Genomic DNA, 14,640 nt, shown 5'->3' with positions numbered 1-14,640 from the left:
AAAGGGTCAGGCGTTAGGAACCGCTGATAGTGAGAGTTTCGCCCTTCTGCGTGACCGTGGCCTTACCCAGACCGGAGGTAGCCGGGCCCTGGGAGACGTGACCGTCGGTTATAGCGAACTTCGATCCGTGGCAAGGGCACAGGATCGCCCTGTCATGGACCTCGTCGACCTGACAGCCAGCGTGCGGACACACCCGCACAAATCCCTTAAAGGTTCCCTTGGTGGGTTGGGTGACGACGAAGTTGGTGCCATCGATGACGACGCCTCCACCGACCGGGACATCAGCTGCTTTGACGGTAGCTGGACCGGTGTGAACGTCGTTGGAGTTCTGGAAGGTGTTGCATCCGGTGACTGCGCTGGTAGCGGCCAAGGCAGTGACACTTCCAACGGTGCGCAGGACCTCGCGTCGGGTGGGGGACATTTCTCTCCTTCGTGCTCAGCGGGTACCGGGGTTGCCGGTGGATGTGGCGACGGCGCCGTGAACCATACCGGCTTCGATAAGGTGATCCACGCGATTGATCCAATGAACTTCGTACCCGTCCGGGTGCAACTCGATCATCGAGGTGGCGGTGTTTTGAAGCCCGATCCAGTGCGGTTCGCTGCCGATGGAGTGGTTTCGCAGATCAGTGGCAAGTTGTGGGGCGATGAGATGCAGCAACACCATGGATCCGATCGCGCCGTGGGCGACGATCGCGATGCACTCGTCATCATTGTGGGTATCGCGGATCCACTTGGCTATTCTGCCGGCGCGGTCAGCAGCCTCGGAGGCGGTCTCGATGCGAGCTTCGCGCCACCCGTCCTCGGTGATGGACTCGGGGAAAACAGCACGGTCTGTGATGGCCGACAACGCTGATCGCGGCGATCCTGGATGACCGGTTTCGGCGCCGTCAACGATCTGAACTGGGCCTGGACGCTCGAAGATGAGGTCATTGATGATGATAGGAAGATCAAGGGCCTCAGCGACCGGGTCAGCCGTCTGGATGGTACGCATCATGGGGGAGGCATACAGCTTCGTTGGCCGAGGAGAGACCGATCCGATCCAGTTCCCTAGGGCCTGAGCTTGACGTCGTCCAAGCTCGGTGAGCTCCGGGTCAGGCTTGCGACCCTGCTGGTAAGTCTCGACAGACTGCGCAGCGAAGGCATTGTTCTCGGACTGGCCGTGGCGGATGAGGAGAAGATGCACAGTTCCAGCTTATCGACGAGTCCCGCCGAAAGGCGGCATCCCGGCATCGGCGTTACCTCGGATGTCGGGGTTGGCTGTAGTCGACCCTTTCCCACTACCCTAAACCGCGTTAGCTGAGAAGGCACCTCGTCGTGGCCAGAGGTGATGAGAATTGGTGAGCGTTGGAGGTTGTATTCGATGACGACCGAGGTAGTCGATGATTCGGCAAGGAATGTCTCGAAAACGTGGCGGAAAGTGACCTTCTCTGTCGTCGTTCCCTATCGGCCAGAATGGGTCACCGAGCCCATTAAGAATATGGCATCGAAGACCGTCGGGCCGGCGGAGGTTCTCGATTCTCTCGTTTCGATCCGTGAAGATATACTGCAATCTTCCCAGGATCAAGCATATGAGCCTCACAAATACTATTTTTCGAGGAGGATTCGGGATGCAGTTAGGATGTATCGTCACGCCGTTTATGATGCAATGAGAGAAGATACTATTCGCGCGAAGATTGCGGAAAAACGGCAATCGCATAAAGGGTCTATTCTTAACATTCCCGAAGATCTGAGTTACCTGGGTGCTGAGCGTCGGGAATACGAGGATAGTCTCGGTGCTGTCGCGGGTGGTGAAGCATTCCACTACGCCGTTCTGCATTTTCGGCTTGATGACGTCACAGACGCCGTGGTCGAAACGGCTGTCGCATGGCTGAAGCGCCCCGGAGGAGACGGTGCGAGGTATTTATCTGGTCTTCTGAGCGACATCGGTCTAGGAAGATGTTTGTACTCATGGGGAGGCTTCTCCCAAGGCAACGCTGGGTGCGGCCGTGGGAAGGCTAGTTCGCGTGATCGCGGTTGTGGTGCTGGCGGGGCGCCCTCTCTTAATTGCAACCGCATCTTCGTCATGACCTTCGCAGAAGTGGATCCGCAGGACTTGCGGCACCCGTCCTATTTCGGACACCACAAGGCGTGGACTCCGGCACAGGCCTGGCTGTATCACCTAGCAACCGGTGGGATCGGAATTTACCGAGGGGTCCCACCTAGTGACACGAGTGATGCTGCGAACGACAGGATGTTCTGCCTTGATGCGACGTGGGTAAGGATCGAGGAAGCTGGCATGGCAGTCATGACCCAGTCGGCGCTGTTCGAAGAGGGTAACCGCAAGCATGCTGAAGCCCTGTGCCTGCTGTGTCACAGTAGAATGCTCGACATCGTGATTCTGTGCCTACGGCAACGCACCTACCTTGATCGCAATGCCGAAAGTGAGGCGCGCGTCTTGGTGGGGAAGGGTCATTGGGGCGATGAGGAGTTAGACCGGCTACTCGATCGTGAGCGTTCGGTGGCCGCTTTTCTTAATGGGCTGTGGTTCACCGAGGTTTCCGGGCGTCGTGAGGCAACCCTCGTCTTGAACGAGTTTCAGAAAGTTCTTGGCACTCCCGTCTTGCTTACGGAATTGCGGGACGAACAGGAATCCTTGGTGCGAGTTGTCGAGATGCACCGACGTATTGACAATGTTGCGATGGACAAGGCCAGAAAGGAGCAGGAGCGCCGCCGAGAGCAGCTGGAGAAGGCGGCCGAAAAGCGCCTGGAGATCATCGTCCTCGTTCTGACCGTTATATCGACGATGCTGGCGCTTCTGGCCCTTGTATCTGATCCAAATCTTGGCCTTTTCGCAGTCGGTTTCATACTCACAGGGATCGTCGCGCTCATCGGCGGTATCCGCGTCAAACGCTTATTGAGGGGGGATTGCGAAGGACACGAAAGACAACCGTGCGGGTTTGTGACGCGACGACATCGCCGAGAGACGAATGTATCGCCCTGTTCCCTGGCACGTGAACAGTGGCTCGGGTGAGCGCTTTGGTATGGTCGTGGGTTGCGAGGGTGTCAAGCAACGCCTGCCGGCTTCGCCCCGCTCGGTCGGCTTTGTGCCTGTGATCGTCGGCGGGACGGTTGAGCGGCATCAACGGCAGTGCCGCTCCCTAAAGCCACGTCCGTGGTGTGAGTGGGAAGTGACATTTCGCTACTTGCGCATAGAGTTCACCCCATGGCCGATCCGTCCAGCTACCGTCCCGCTCCGGGCACGATTCCTACCCAGCCAGGTGTCTATCGATTCAGTGATGAGCATGGTCAGGTCATCTATGTCGGCAAGGCTAAGAACCTGCGCAACCGGTTGAATTCCTATTTCCAGGACATCTCGGCTCTCCACCCACGCACCCAGCGGATGGTGACGACAGCAGCGCACGTGCAGTGGACGGTGGTTCAGAACGAGGTCGAATCCCTGCAGCTCGAATACACCTGGATCAAAGAATTCGACCCGCGGTTCAACGTGATGTACCGCGACGACAAGTCTTACCCGTGGCTGTGTTTTACCTGGACCGACGAGTATCCACGCGTCTTCGTCGGACGCGGTGCGCACCACAAAGGGTGGCGTTATTACGGACCTTTTGGCCAAGCCTGGGCGATTCGCGACACTGTCGAGACTCTGTTGCGTGTGTTCCCTATGCGCTCCTGTTCGACTGGGGTTTTCAACCGCGCGAAGAACCAAGGACGCCCCTGCCTACTCGGATATATCGGTAAGTGTTCGGCTCCCTGCGTTGAGCGGATCACCCCCGAGGCCCATCGTGAGATCGCTGACGAGTTCTGTGATTTCATGGCAGGGCGGACGACGAAAATCGTCAAGCGGCTTGAATCCCAGATGGCGGAGGCCTCTGAGAACCTTGAGTTTGAACGCGCTGCGGTGATCCGGGATTCGTTGGGCGCTTTATCCAAAACTTTGGAGCGCAACGCTGTCGTACTTGGTGATGGTACTGACGCTGACGTCATCTCCATGGCGCTCGATCCGCTCGAGGTCGGCGTCAAGATTTTTCATGTCCGAGGTGGCCGCATCCGTGGTGAACGCGGTTGGGTCGCTGATCGTGCTGACGATGCCGACGAGGCCGAGCTCATGGAAACCTTCCTGACTCAGTTGTACGGCGTCAATGCCAGTGACGGTCAGGTCCGCGACGATGGGCACGGCAATGCTGTTCCGCCACTGGTGCTCGTCTCCGCCGAGCCTACGAACCTCGACGTCATGTCGACGATCCTCAGCTCCGAACGCGGCTCCCACGTTGAGATTCGTGTCCCGCGCCGTGGTGACAAAGCGACTCTCATGGACACCGTCACTCGCAATGCCCAGGAAACTCTTGCCCAGCACAAGCTTAAGCGGGCCTCTGACCTCGCTACTCGTACTCGCGCTCTGGAGGAAATTCAGGAGTCACTCGGCTTGGACCGCGCCCCGCTACGGATGGAGTCCTACGACATCTCCCATATCCAGGGCACCAATGTCGTCGGGTCGATGGTGGTCTTCGAAGACGGTATGCCCCGTAAGTCTGAGTACCGTCGTTTCATCATCAAGGGATTTGAGGGGTCCGACGACTTCACCGCGATGCACGAGGTGCTTTCTCGTCGGCTGCGCCGCCTCATCGAGGACCGTGACGCTATGGCCGCTGCTCAAACTCCTGACGGCGACGTTGGTTCCCTTATCGACCCGACTACCGGAGCCCCTCGGAAATTCGCCTACGCCCCGCACCTCATCGTCGTCGACGGTGGTGCGCCTCAGGTGCATGCCGCCCAGCAGGTGCTTGAGGAGTTCGGCCTGGAGGACGAAATCGCGTTGTGTGGCCTGGCCAAGCGCCTGGAGGAGGTGTGGCTTCCTGACGAGGAATGGCCGGTCATTTTGCCGCGAACCTCCGAAGGACTCTACCTGCTTCAGCGTCTGCGTGATGAGGCTCACCGTTTTGCCATTACCTTCCACCGGTCTAAGCGTTCCAAAGCCATGGTGGAGTCCGTTCTCGACAGTGTGCCAGGGCTAGGGGAGACCCGTCGCAAAGCCCTCGTCTCCCACTTTGGATCGGTGCGGTCGCTGCGCATGGCTACCGTTGACGACATTGCCGAGGTGTCAGGCTTTGGCCCGAAACTCGCTGGCGAAGTTGTCGCGGCTTTGTCCCAGGACAAACCAGCCGAGGCCATCAACACCGCTACTGGTGAGGTTGTTGACGCCAACGGCCCAGCCGCGGGGAGATAACGGCACTACCCTTGAGCCGTGAGCACCGAGCAGACGACGAAGATCCCACGAGTTGTCATTATCACCGGCATTTCCGGTGCTGGGCGTCGTACCGCAGCTCACGCTGTGGAGGACCTTGGCTGGTACGTCGTCGATAATCTTCCGCCGGCTATGTTGGGGGCCCTCGTTGACGAAATTGCCGCCAATAACATTGATCGCCTAGCGGTGGTCCTCGACGTGCGTAGCCGCATCATGTTTGACGCCCTAGGGGTGGCCGTCAATGCGCTCGACGAGCGCGGCATCGACCCTGCCATCGTCTTCTTGGAAGCGTCCGATGAGACGATTGTGCGACGCCAGGAGTCCAGCCGTCGCCCGCTACCGTTGCAACAAGGTGGTCATCTGCTCGACGCCGTTGCCCTTGAGCGGCGGATGCTGTCCGACCTGCGAGCTGAGGCTGATCTCGTCATTGACACCACGTCGATCACTGCCCGCCAGCTAGCCCAACGCATCGACCATGCCTTCGCTGAGGGGATTGACGAAGGGCTGGCATTCCAGGTGATGTCCTTCGGGTTTAAGCGTGGGGTCCCGATTGACGCTGACCTCGTCTTTGACGTCCGCTTCTTGCCAAACCCTTATTGGGTCCCTGAGCTGCGTCCCAAGACCGGTCTGTCTTCTGACGTTGCCTCCTATGTCATGGCTCAAGCTGGTGCCACAGAGTTCATTGACCGTGTTGAACAACTCCTGGTTGGCATGGCTCCGGGGTATCTTCGGGAGGGCAAGAAGCAGGTCACGGTGGCCGTTGGTTGCACAGGCGGAAAGCATCGCAGTACCGCCATCTCCGAGGAGCTGTCCACTCGGTTAGCAGCTCGGGGGCACCGCACCGCCGTCCTGCACCGAGACCTCGGGAAGGAATGACGATGGTGTCAACCCCCTCCAAGCTGCCGGTCGTTACGGCCTTTGGCGGCGGACACGGGCTGGCCGTGTCCCTGCGAGCACTGCGTCGTCTTACTGACCAGCTAACCGCCGTTGTCACCGTTGCTGATAACGGCGGGTCCTCAGGTCGGTTGCGCGACGAGTTCGACATTCTGCCCCCCGGTGATCTCCGCCGCGCCTTGGCCGCTCTATGTGCCGATGACCGCTTAGGTCGTACTTGGGCTGAGGTTCTGCAGGCTCGATTTAATGGAACTGGCGAACTCGCCGGTCACGCCATTGGCAACCTCCTGATCGCCGGACTATGGCAAGAACTTGGCGACCCGGTTTCCGGACTCGACATGGTGGGCCAGCTTCTTGACGTTCGCGGACGCGTCCTGCCGATGTCCCTCACCCCACTGGACATCAGTGCTCAAGTCGTTGGTCTTGACCCCAATCGGCCTGATGAGGAGTACACCCTCACTGGGCAAGCTACCATCGCGAAGACTCGGGCAGAGGTCCTTAAGGTGGGGCTAGAACCTTCCGAACCAGATGCGTGTCCTCAGGCGCTGGAGGCGATTCGCGCGTCTGACAATCTCGTGCTCGGTCCCGGGTCGTGGTTCACATCCGTCATGCCCCACCTGCTAGTGCCGCAGATCGTCGACGCGATTTTGGAGTCGAAGGCGCGAAAGATCCTCACGCTTAATGTCTCCGGTGCTGACGAAACTGATGGGTTTAGCCCAGCGCGGCATTTGGAGGTCATCGCCGAGCATGAGCCACGGATGCGTTTTGACGTCATTCTCGTTGATCGCGGGTTTGCCGGTCAGGACCCTCATCTGGAATCGTTTGCCCGCAATCTCGGTGCCGAAATCGTCGTTGACGATCTGGCTATGCGTGACGGCTCGGCCCGGCATGATCCGCTAAGGCTGGCGTCGGCCTATGCCAACATCATGGGGGTCCAGCCCCGTTGATCGTCGCCTAAGATCACCTTGTTATTCCCGTTACCCCTTCCGGAGGCTAGACCCACATGGCGCTCACCCTGCAGGTGAAGAACGAACTCGCGACGGTGCCGGTGCAGAAACTGTGCTGCCGCCGATCCGAGATCGCGGCCACTCTGCGATTCGCAGGCGGCATCCATCTGGTGCAGCATCGCCACCTTACGATCGAGGCAGAAGTCGACACGGGGGGAGCTGCGCGACGACTACGTCAGTCCATTCAGGAAGTGTTCGGTTTTGACACGGACCTCGTGGTCGTCAATGGCGCTGGACTCCATAGCAACACTCGCTACCTCATAAGAATGGTGCGCGGGGGCGCTGACTTGGCTCGTCTGACCGGACTGCTTGATCGTCGTGGGCGTCCAGTGCGGGGCCTTCCGGTTCCCATTGTGGGTGGCGGACGATGCTGCCAGGCCGCGGCATGGCGCGGAGCTTTCCTGGCCCGCGGATCGCTTACCGAGCCGGGGCGCTCCATGGCGATGGAAATTACCGCTCCGGGTGAGGAAGCCGCCATGGCACTTGTCGGGGCCGCTCGGCGTCTGGACATCACCGCGAAGCAACGTGAGTCTCGTCATGTCGATCGGGTGACGATTCGCGATGGTGACGCTATCTCGGCGATGCTCACCCGCATGGGAGCACACGAATCCGTGCTGGCGTGGGAAGATCGTCGGTTGCGTCGGGAGGTGCGAGCTTCTGCCAACCGGTTGGCGAATTTCGACGACGCTAACTTGCGTCGTTCTGCGCGAGCCGCTGTTACCGCTAGTGCTCGGGTGGAACGAGCCTTAGAAATCCTCGGAGATTCCGTTCCGGACCATCTGAGAGCAGCTGGCCGACTTCGACTCGAGCATCGAAATGCCAGCTTGGAGGAATTGGGCAAGGTGCACGAGCCTCCGTTGACGAAGGACGCCATTGCTGGTCGGATTCGTCGCCTGTTGGCTCTAGCCGACAAGACGGCCCGAAGCAATGGCGAGCTCACCACGTTGGAGAGCCTTCCTGCCGAGATGCGTGATGATCGTGGCTGACGGTCATTACAGCGCGGTTACAGGGTAAACGTAAGCCGGGCTCCACTCCCACGTGGGAAGGTATTCGCGCGACCTTATGATCATTCGTGCGATGATCTGATCGGTGTTGGTGATCGTTCGCCCGTGGCATTGCCTTAGTAATGGGCCCTAGGGTTTGTCCATTGCCCTTAGTCGCTATGCTTAGAGATGTCCGAGTGCTGAACGCACAAACCTCATTTGGAGGAGATCCCTTAATGACCGTCAAGGTTGGTATCAACGGTTTTGGCCGCATTGGCCGTAACTTCTTCCGCGCCCTTGCTGAGCAGGGCGCTGACCTCGAGGTGGTCGCTGTCAACGACCTCACTGACACCAAGACGCTGGCCCACCTCCTAAAGTACGACTCGATCATGGGTCGTTTCTCCGGTGAGGTCAGCTACGACGATGACTCCATCACCGTTGACGGCAAGACCATCAAGGTTCTCGCCGAGCGCAACCCCGCTGACCTGCCCTGGAAGGAGCTCGGCGCCGAGATCGTCGTCGAGTCCACTGGACTCTTCACTGATGGTGAGAAGGCCAAGGCCCACTTCGAGGCCGGCGCCAAGAAGGTCATCATCTCCGCCCCCGGCAAGAACGTTGACGGCACCTTCGTTATGGGCGTCAACGATGGCGACTACGACAACGCGAAGCACAACATCATCTCGAACGCTTCTTGCACCACCAACTGCCTCGCTCCGCTTGCCAAGGTCCTCAATGACGCCTTCGGTATCGAGCGCGGCATCATGACCACCGTCCACGCCTACACCGGTGATCAGCGTCTGCAGGACGCTCCTCACAAGGATCTGCGTCGCGCCCGCGCCGCTGCCCTCAACATGATCCCCACCAAGACTGGTGCCGCTCAGGCTGTTGCCCTGGTCCTCCCGGAGCTCAAGGGCAAGTTCGACGGCCTTGCCGTCCGCGTTCCGACCCCGACCGGCTCTCTGACTGACCTGACCTTCCAGACCTCTAAGGAGACCACCGTTGAGGAGGTCCAGGCCGCCGTTAAGAAGGCTGCCGAGGGTCCGCTCAAGGGCATCCTGGCCTACACCGAGGACCCGATCGTGTCGAAGGACATTGAGGGCGACCCGCACTCCTCAATCTTCGATGCTACCGAGACTAAGGTCATCGGAAACCTTGTCAAGGTCCTCTCCTGGTACGACAACGAGTGGGGCTACTCCAACCGTCTGGTTGACCTCACCAAGCTCGTCGCCAGCAAGCTTGCCTGATCTCACCATCGTGAGCTGATGACGGCCCCGTGCCCATGCGGGCGCGGGGCCGTCATCTATACCCGGGCCGCGACGCCCGCGACACATCGTTCACGACTACCATTTCAAGAAAGGGCTTCCACATGAAATCTGTTGAGGATCTCGGAGACTTGCGCGGTAAGCGCGTCGTCATCCGCTGCGACTTCAATGTCCCGCTCGACGGGGACAAGATCACCGACGACGGTCGTATTAAGGCTGCCCTGCCTACTTTGACCCAGCTGCATGAGGCTGGCGCTCGCACCACCGTGCTCGCGCACCTCGGTCGTCCCAAGGGTGCCGTCGATCCCAAGTACTCGCTGGCTCCAGTTGCCAAGCGCCTCGGTGAGCTTATGAACCTTGACGTCAAGCTTGCTGGGGACGTCGTTGGTCCCTCCGCTACCAAAACCTCTGAGTCGCTGGTTGATGGCGAGATCGCCTTGGTCGAAAACGTTCGCTTCGAGAAGGGCGAGACCAGTAAGGACGAGGCCGAGCGCGCTGAGCTCGCTCAGAAATACGCCTCGTTTGGTGAGTTTTACGTCTCCAACGGTTTCGGTGTTGTGCACCGCAAGCAGGCTTCCGTCTACGACGTTGCCAAGCTGCTGCCGAGCGCTGCTGGCTCCCTCGTTGCCAAGGAGGTAGAGGTCCTCGAGGGCCTGACCGCCGATCCGAAGCGGCCGTTCGTCGTCGTCCTCGGTGGTGCCAAGGTCGCCGACAAGCTTGCCGTCATCGATAACCTGCTCAAGGCCGCTGACACTCTCGTTATTGGCGGTGGTATGGCGTACACCTTCCTCAAGGCCAAGGATCTCGAGGTCGGTGAGTCCCTACTTGACGAAGATTCGATCGACGCGTGCACGAAGTATCTCGAACAGGCCAAGGCTGCAGGCAAGCAGATCCTGCTTCCTGTAGACGTGCGAGTGGTCTCCGACATCGATTTCGAGGCCCGCACTGTCGGTCAGATCGGCGTCGTGCCCGCTGACGAGATTCCTTCCGACAAGATGGCAGTGGATATCGGCCCGGAGACCGAGAAGGCTTACGCCAACGCGATCAAGGGTGCCAAGTCAGTGTTCTGGAACGGACCAATGGGCGTTTTCGAGATCAAGGGCCTCGAGCTCGGCACCAAGGCCGTCGCCCAGGCTCTCACCGAGGTTGACGGCCTTTCGGTGGTCGGCGGTGGAGACTCCGCCTCCGCCGTGCGTACCCTCGGTTTCGCCGACGATCAGTTCGGTCATATTTCCACCGGTGGTGGCGCCTCCCTCGAGCTCATGGAGGGCAAAGAGCTACCCGGAATCGCAGTACTCAAGGAGAACAACTGATGTCCCGTACCCCGATCATGGCCGGCAACTGGAAGATGAACCTCGACCACGTTGCCGCTACCTCCCTCGTCCAGGATCTCGGTGAGGCCCTCAAGGCCGCGGGATACGACTCCTCCAAGTCAGAGGCCGTCGTCATCCCGCCGTTCACTGATATCCGTCCTGTCGCCATCATCATTGATGGTGACAAGTTGCCGATCGCCTACGGTGCCCAGGATATTTCGGCTCACGACGATGGCGCCTACACCGGCGAGGTGTCCGGCGCCATGCTGTCGAAACTGGGTTGCCGCTATGTCGTCGTTGGCCACTCCGAGCGTCGCGAGTACCACAACGAGTCCGACGAACTGGTCAATGCCAAGGCTAAGAAGGTCATCGAAAATGGAATGACCCCAATCATCTGCTGTGGTGAGGCCCTCGAGGTTCGCAAGGCTGGCAAGCACGTCGAGCATACCGTTGGCCAGATCAAAGCCGACCTTGACGGCATTCCTGCCGAACAGGTCGCCAAGCTTGTCATCGCCTACGAGCCCATCTGGGCCATCGGCACTGGCGAGACTGCCACCGCTGACGATGCCCAGGAGGTCTGCCAGGCCATCCGCGAGGCCGTCAAGGAGCTTTACGACGCCCCGACCGCCGAGGCGGTGCGCATTCAGTACGGTGGTTCGGTTAAACCGGCCAACGTCGCTGAGATCATGGCCAAGCCGGACGTCGACGGCGCTCTCGTTGGCGGAGCCTCGCTCAAAGCTGGCGATTTCTCCAAGATCGTAACTTTCTACGAGGCCTGATCAGGCAGTTCCGAGACGGTCCCCGCACCTGATGGTGCGGGGATCGTTCCCGTTCAACCTCTGATTTACGAGCGCGATTCACGCATATTTCGAGGATCCAATGTGGGGAAGTGGCGGTACGTGGGTTACCCTGTACGACGTGATTTCGGCTCCCCTTATGACCTGGCCCGTACTGACGATGTCCATCATCCTGTGTGTGCTCAGCGTCATCCTTACCCTCTTCGTCCTCCTCCATAAGAGCAAGGGCGGCGGCCTGTCAGACCTCTTCGGTGGAGGCGTGTCGACCTCCATGGGCGGAACTTCTATGGCTGAACGAAATCTAGACCGCCTGACGATTGTTATGGGCCTGCTGTGGCTGGCTTCCATCATCGTCCTACTGGTGCTCTACAGCCATTCCTGAGCCGGAATTAGGCGGCCGTCTGCCGCGCCGGAGCGCAAGGGGAAGGCGGTGACCTTCCCAACCCCTAAAAAGTGCTGCCCTCAGGCAGCTTTGTGACCCCTCGAGGAGAGTGAACGAATGTCCGGTGGAAGTGCCATCCGTGGAAGTCGTGTCGGTGCCGGCCCCATGGGAGAGGCAGAGCGCGGCGAGGCCGCTCCTCGCGAGTACGTTTCGTACTTCTGCGCCAACCACCACGTGATCCGTCCGGCCTTTGCCGCCGAGGCCGAGATCCCCGACACCTGGGAATGCCCTAGGTGCGGTCTGCCGGCTAACCGCGACCAGGCGAATCCGCCCGCCCCGCCCAAGATCGTACCTTACAAGACCCATCTGGCCTACGTAAAAGAGCGTCGCAGCGAGGCCGAGGCCGCTGCGATTCTTGCAGAAGCATTGGAGAACCTGCGTCAACGTCGCCGTGATGGTGAGGTCATCTATTGAGCAGCCATAATCAGCTTGTCGCTGAGTTGACGGCTCGCTGGCCGGAGCATCGCATCGGCCCCGGTTTGGATCGGGAGCGAGCCGTCCTCGACCTGCTCGGTAACCCACAGCAGGCCTGTCCCGTCATCCAGATTGCCGGTACTAACGGCAAGGGATCGACGGCGATCATGGTTGATTCTTTGCTGCGGTCGGCTGGTCTGCGGGTAGGTCGATACTGCTCCCCGCACCTGGTGGACGTCACTGAGCGCATCTGCATCGATGGTCGTCCCGTCAGCCACGATCTCTTTGACGAGACGTGGCGTCAAGTTGAGCCCATGGTGGGCCTGGTTGACGCTCAGCACATCGATGGCATCGAGATGACCTTCTTTGAGGTGATGACAGCGATGGCCTTCGCCGCCTTCGCCGATGCGCCGGTGGACGTCGCCGTCGTTGAGGTGGGCTTAGGGGGACGCTGGGACGCGACCAATGTCGCTGATGCGAACATCGCTGTTGTTACCCCCGTTGCCATGGACCATATGCATATTCTCGGCGATAGTCTCGACAAGATCGCTGCCGAGAAGGCCGGGATTATTAAGCCTGGGTGCACCCCCGTCATTGCTGGTCAGGAGGCGGAAGCTGCTCCGGTGTTGTTAGCTCAGTGTGCCGATGCCGGCGTCAAGCCCTTGTTGGAGGGCCCAGACTGGGGTTTATTGGATCGACGTAGCGCCATCGGGGGTCAAGTCCTTCGCATCCAGACGGCATCTGGGCCTCTAGGAGAGTTGTTCTTGCCGGTTTTTGGCGAGCATATGGCCCACAATGCTGCTCAGGCGGTGGCAGCTGTGGAAGCTCTCACTGGGCCGCTTAAGCCCGCAATTATTGAGCAGGGGCTGGCAGCTGTGCAGGCTCCGGCTCGCCTTGAAGTAGTGCGACGTTCTCCGCTAGTTATCCTCGATACCTTCCACAATCCGCACGGCGCCGCCTCCGCTATGGCGGGAGTGCGCGAGTCGTTCGAGGTTGAGCCCTTAATCGCCGTTGTGGCAGCGATGGCGGACAAAGACGTCGACGGTGTGCTGGCGGTGCTTTCGGATGCGGTGAGCTACCTTGTCGTCACCTCAATGCCAGATCTTCCGCGCGCTCTGAGCGTTGACGAGCTAGCTGACAAGGCGTCAGCCCATTGGGATTCTGATCATCTCACCCGCGTTACTGACGTCCCCGAAGCGCTCGAGGAAGCTTTCCGCATCGCGGATTCCTGTGGTCCTGGGGCTGGGGTTCTTATTGCCGGATCGGTGGTTTTGGCGGGTCGGGCTCGAGCCATCCTTCGCCCGGATGGCACCATGCTGGATGCTCCACAGACCGCCATCGTTGAGACCCCGGATCTATCTGAGGATCAGGTCAAAGCCATGGAGGGGCATCAGCTCGAGCCATTGCCTGACGATGATATGAGCGACGACGGGGGCTGGTGACGTTGGTCGCGCATCCCGGGGCGGGGAAGGGTGGAATCCTCATTCTTCCTGCCGGTAACCCGATGACGAAGGTTGTGGTGAGCTTCCTGGCCTTTGAGGTTATTGTCTTCGGACTGGCCATCCCGGGAATGATCCTTGTGTCTGGGGTCAGCGTGGTCACGTCGATCATCCTGGGGTGTGTCGGCATGGTTGTCTCGATTGTGTGCGCCATTGGTGTGCCACGCACGTGGGGGTACCTGTTGTCCTGGACTCTCCAAATCTTTGGCATTCTGCTCGGATTGGCCACCCCGATGATGTACGTCGTCGGGATCATCTTCGCGGCCATCTGGGTATCAATTATGGTGCTAGGAAAGCGTATCGACGGAAGCGCCGAGGTGTGGTGAGGTGTCGATCCTGGCTGCGATATGTTGGGGCTCATGAGTGACGAGGAACGCACCTTGGTCCTGTTAAAGCCGGATGCCGTGAAGCGCCGTCTTATGGGTGAGATCATCGGTAGGTATGAGGCCAAAGGTTTGACCGTGCGGGCGATGGAACTGAGCACGATCGACACTAAGATTGCCCGTAAGCACTATGCCGAGCATGTCGGCCGGGACTATTACGCGGCGTTGGAGGAGTTCATTACCTCGGGTCCGCTCGTCGCCATGGTGCTTGAAGGGCGCAGGGCTATCTCGGTTGTCCGTGCTATGAACGGGACAACGGACTGCGCTGAGGCTCTGCCTGGAACAATCCGCGGCGATTTCGGCACGGAGAAGAACCATAACCTTGTCCATGCCTCCGATTGTCTCGAATCCGCTGAGCGCGAGATCGGCCTCTGGTTCCCCCACCTGGTGTGATGTGTGATTCCATG

15 protein-coding genes are annotated in these 14,640 nt (G+C 59.8%); 13 read left to right on the top strand and 2 right to left on the bottom strand.

Annotated elements, in window-relative coordinates:
- Positions 1 to 13: 13 nt before the first annotated feature.
- Together LRP59_RS07315 and LRP59_RS07310 are read right to left on the bottom strand one after the other, a co-directional pair.
- Positions 14 to 421 (bottom strand): Rieske (2Fe-2S) protein, encoded by a 408-nt coding sequence (locus LRP59_RS07315; RefSeq protein ID WP_002513878.1) that lies wholly within the window; start codon positions 419 to 421, stop codon positions 14 to 16.
- A 15-nt stretch (positions 422 to 436) separates the two neighbouring features.
- Complete coding sequence (locus LRP59_RS07310) at positions 437 to 1,183, bottom strand: histidine phosphatase family protein (RefSeq protein ID WP_002513877.1); 747 nt, start codon at positions 1,181 to 1,183, stop codon at positions 437 to 439.
- Positions 1,184 to 1,360: 177 nt separating this feature from the next.
- On the opposite strand from LRP59_RS07310, the gene LRP59_RS07305 reads away from it, so the two are divergent.
- The 13 genes from LRP59_RS07305 to ndk all read left to right on the top strand — a co-directional run bounded on the left by LRP59_RS07305 (position 1,361) and on the right by ndk (position 14,626).
- Positions 1,361 to 3,010, top strand: a complete 1,650-nt coding sequence (locus LRP59_RS07305; protein WP_148378304.1) for a hypothetical protein — start codon at positions 1,361 to 1,363, stop codon at positions 3,008 to 3,010.
- A gap of 192 nt (positions 3,011 to 3,202) precedes the next feature.
- Entirely contained in the window at positions 3,203 to 5,221 is a 2,019-nt protein-coding gene (gene uvrC, locus LRP59_RS07300; protein WP_002513875.1) for an excinuclease ABC subunit UvrC, read from the top strand.
- Positions 5,222 to 5,239: 18 nt separating this feature from the next.
- A complete protein-coding gene (gene rapZ / locus LRP59_RS07295) occupies positions 5,240 to 6,115 on the top strand; it encodes an RNase adapter RapZ (protein WP_002513874.1) in 876 nt (291 codons plus the stop codon).
- Positions 6,112 to 7,080, top strand: coding sequence for a uridine diphosphate-N-acetylglucosamine-binding protein YvcK (gene yvcK, locus LRP59_RS07290; protein ID WP_002532171.1), 969 nt, complete (start codon positions 6,112 to 6,114; stop codon positions 7,078 to 7,080). Before rapZ ends, yvcK begins: the two co-directional genes overlap by 4 nt.
- A 56-nt stretch (positions 7,081 to 7,136) precedes the next feature.
- Positions 7,137 to 8,126 (top strand): DNA-binding protein WhiA, encoded by a 990-nt coding sequence (gene whiA / locus LRP59_RS07285; protein ID WP_002513872.1) that lies wholly within the window; start codon positions 7,137 to 7,139, stop codon positions 8,124 to 8,126.
- A 233-nt stretch (positions 8,127 to 8,359) separates the two neighbouring features.
- On the top strand, positions 8,360 to 9,367 hold the full coding sequence (gap, locus tag LRP59_RS07280) for a type I glyceraldehyde-3-phosphate dehydrogenase (protein ID WP_002513871.1): 1,008 nt from the start codon (positions 8,360 to 8,362) through the stop codon (positions 9,365 to 9,367).
- 122 nt (positions 9,368 to 9,489) lie between these two features.
- Positions 9,490 to 10,698, top strand: a complete 1,209-nt coding sequence (locus LRP59_RS07275) for a phosphoglycerate kinase (protein ID WP_002513870.1) — start codon at positions 9,490 to 9,492, stop codon at positions 10,696 to 10,698.
- Positions 10,698 to 11,477 carry a triose-phosphate isomerase gene (gene tpiA / locus LRP59_RS07270; RefSeq protein ID WP_002513869.1) on the top strand — a complete coding sequence of 260 codons (780 nt, stop codon included), beginning with the start codon at positions 10,698 to 10,700 and terminating at the stop codon, positions 11,475 to 11,477. The genes LRP59_RS07275 and tpiA overlap by 1 nt, the downstream gene beginning before the upstream one ends.
- 157 nt (positions 11,478 to 11,634) lie before the next feature.
- The gene (secG, locus tag LRP59_RS07265; RefSeq protein WP_175577692.1) at positions 11,635 to 11,877 is read left to right on the top strand and encodes a preprotein translocase subunit SecG; all 243 of its coding nucleotides are present in this window, start codon (positions 11,635 to 11,637) and stop codon (positions 11,875 to 11,877) included.
- A 117-nt stretch (positions 11,878 to 11,994) separates the two neighbouring features.
- Positions 11,995 to 12,351 carry an RNA polymerase-binding protein RbpA gene (locus LRP59_RS07260; protein ID WP_002513867.1) on the top strand — a complete coding sequence of 119 codons (357 nt, stop codon included), beginning with the start codon at positions 11,995 to 11,997 and terminating at the stop codon, positions 12,349 to 12,351.
- Positions 12,348 to 13,793 carry a folylpolyglutamate synthase/dihydrofolate synthase family protein gene (locus LRP59_RS07255; protein ID WP_002513866.1) on the top strand — a complete coding sequence of 482 codons (1,446 nt, stop codon included), beginning with the start codon at positions 12,348 to 12,350 and terminating at the stop codon, positions 13,791 to 13,793. The genes LRP59_RS07260 and LRP59_RS07255 overlap by 4 nt, the downstream gene beginning before the upstream one ends.
- Entirely contained in the window at positions 13,790 to 14,176 is a 387-nt protein-coding gene (locus tag LRP59_RS07250; RefSeq protein ID WP_002533113.1) for a DUF4233 domain-containing protein, read from the top strand. Before LRP59_RS07255 ends, LRP59_RS07250 begins: the two co-directional genes overlap by 4 nt.
- Positions 14,177 to 14,209: 33 nt before the next feature.
- The gene (gene ndk, locus LRP59_RS07245) at positions 14,210 to 14,626 is read left to right on the top strand and encodes a nucleoside-diphosphate kinase (protein ID WP_032496520.1); all 417 of its coding nucleotides are present in this window, start codon (positions 14,210 to 14,212) and stop codon (positions 14,624 to 14,626) included.
- Positions 14,627 to 14,640: the final 14 nt, after the last annotated feature.

The organism is Cutibacterium sp. 37298, from assembly GCF_023838685.1.
Classification (GTDB): Bacteria; Actinomycetota; Actinomycetes; order Propionibacteriales; family Propionibacteriaceae; genus Cutibacterium; species Cutibacterium acnes.
Note: the sequence above shows the minus strand (reverse complement) of the source record. Positions and strands in the feature narration are given on the sequence as shown.

Bases quoted from the DNA above. Each gene is read 5' to 3' on its own strand.
- ndk (WP_032496520.1), top strand. From the start codon at position 14,210: ATGAGTGACGAGGAACGCACCTTGGTCCTGTTAAAGCCGGATGCCGTG.
- uvrC (WP_002513875.1), top strand. From the start codon at position 3,203: ATGGCCGATCCGTCCAGCTACCGTCCCGCTCCGGGCACGATTCCTACC.
- yvcK (WP_002532171.1), top strand. From the start codon at position 6,112: ATGACGATGGTGTCAACCCCCTCCAAGCTGCCGGTCGTTACGGCCTTT.
- whiA (WP_002513872.1), top strand. From the start codon at position 7,137: ATGGCGCTCACCCTGCAGGTGAAGAACGAACTCGCGACGGTGCCGGTG.
- LRP59_RS07315 (WP_002513878.1), bottom strand. From the start codon at position 421: ATGTCCCCCACCCGACGCGAGGTCCTGCGCACCGTTGGAAGTGTCACT.
- LRP59_RS07275 (WP_002513870.1), top strand. From the start codon at position 9,490: ATGAAATCTGTTGAGGATCTCGGAGACTTGCGCGGTAAGCGCGTCGTC.
- LRP59_RS07305 (WP_148378304.1), top strand. From the start codon at position 1,361: ATGACGACCGAGGTAGTCGATGATTCGGCAAGGAATGTCTCGAAAACG.
- secG (WP_175577692.1), top strand. From the start codon at position 11,635: ATGACCTGGCCCGTACTGACGATGTCCATCATCCTGTGTGTGCTCAGC.
- LRP59_RS07260 (WP_002513867.1), top strand. From the start codon at position 11,995: ATGTCCGGTGGAAGTGCCATCCGTGGAAGTCGTGTCGGTGCCGGCCCC.
- tpiA (WP_002513869.1), top strand. From the start codon at position 10,698: ATGTCCCGTACCCCGATCATGGCCGGCAACTGGAAGATGAACCTCGAC.
- gap (WP_002513871.1), top strand. From the start codon at position 8,360: ATGACCGTCAAGGTTGGTATCAACGGTTTTGGCCGCATTGGCCGTAAC.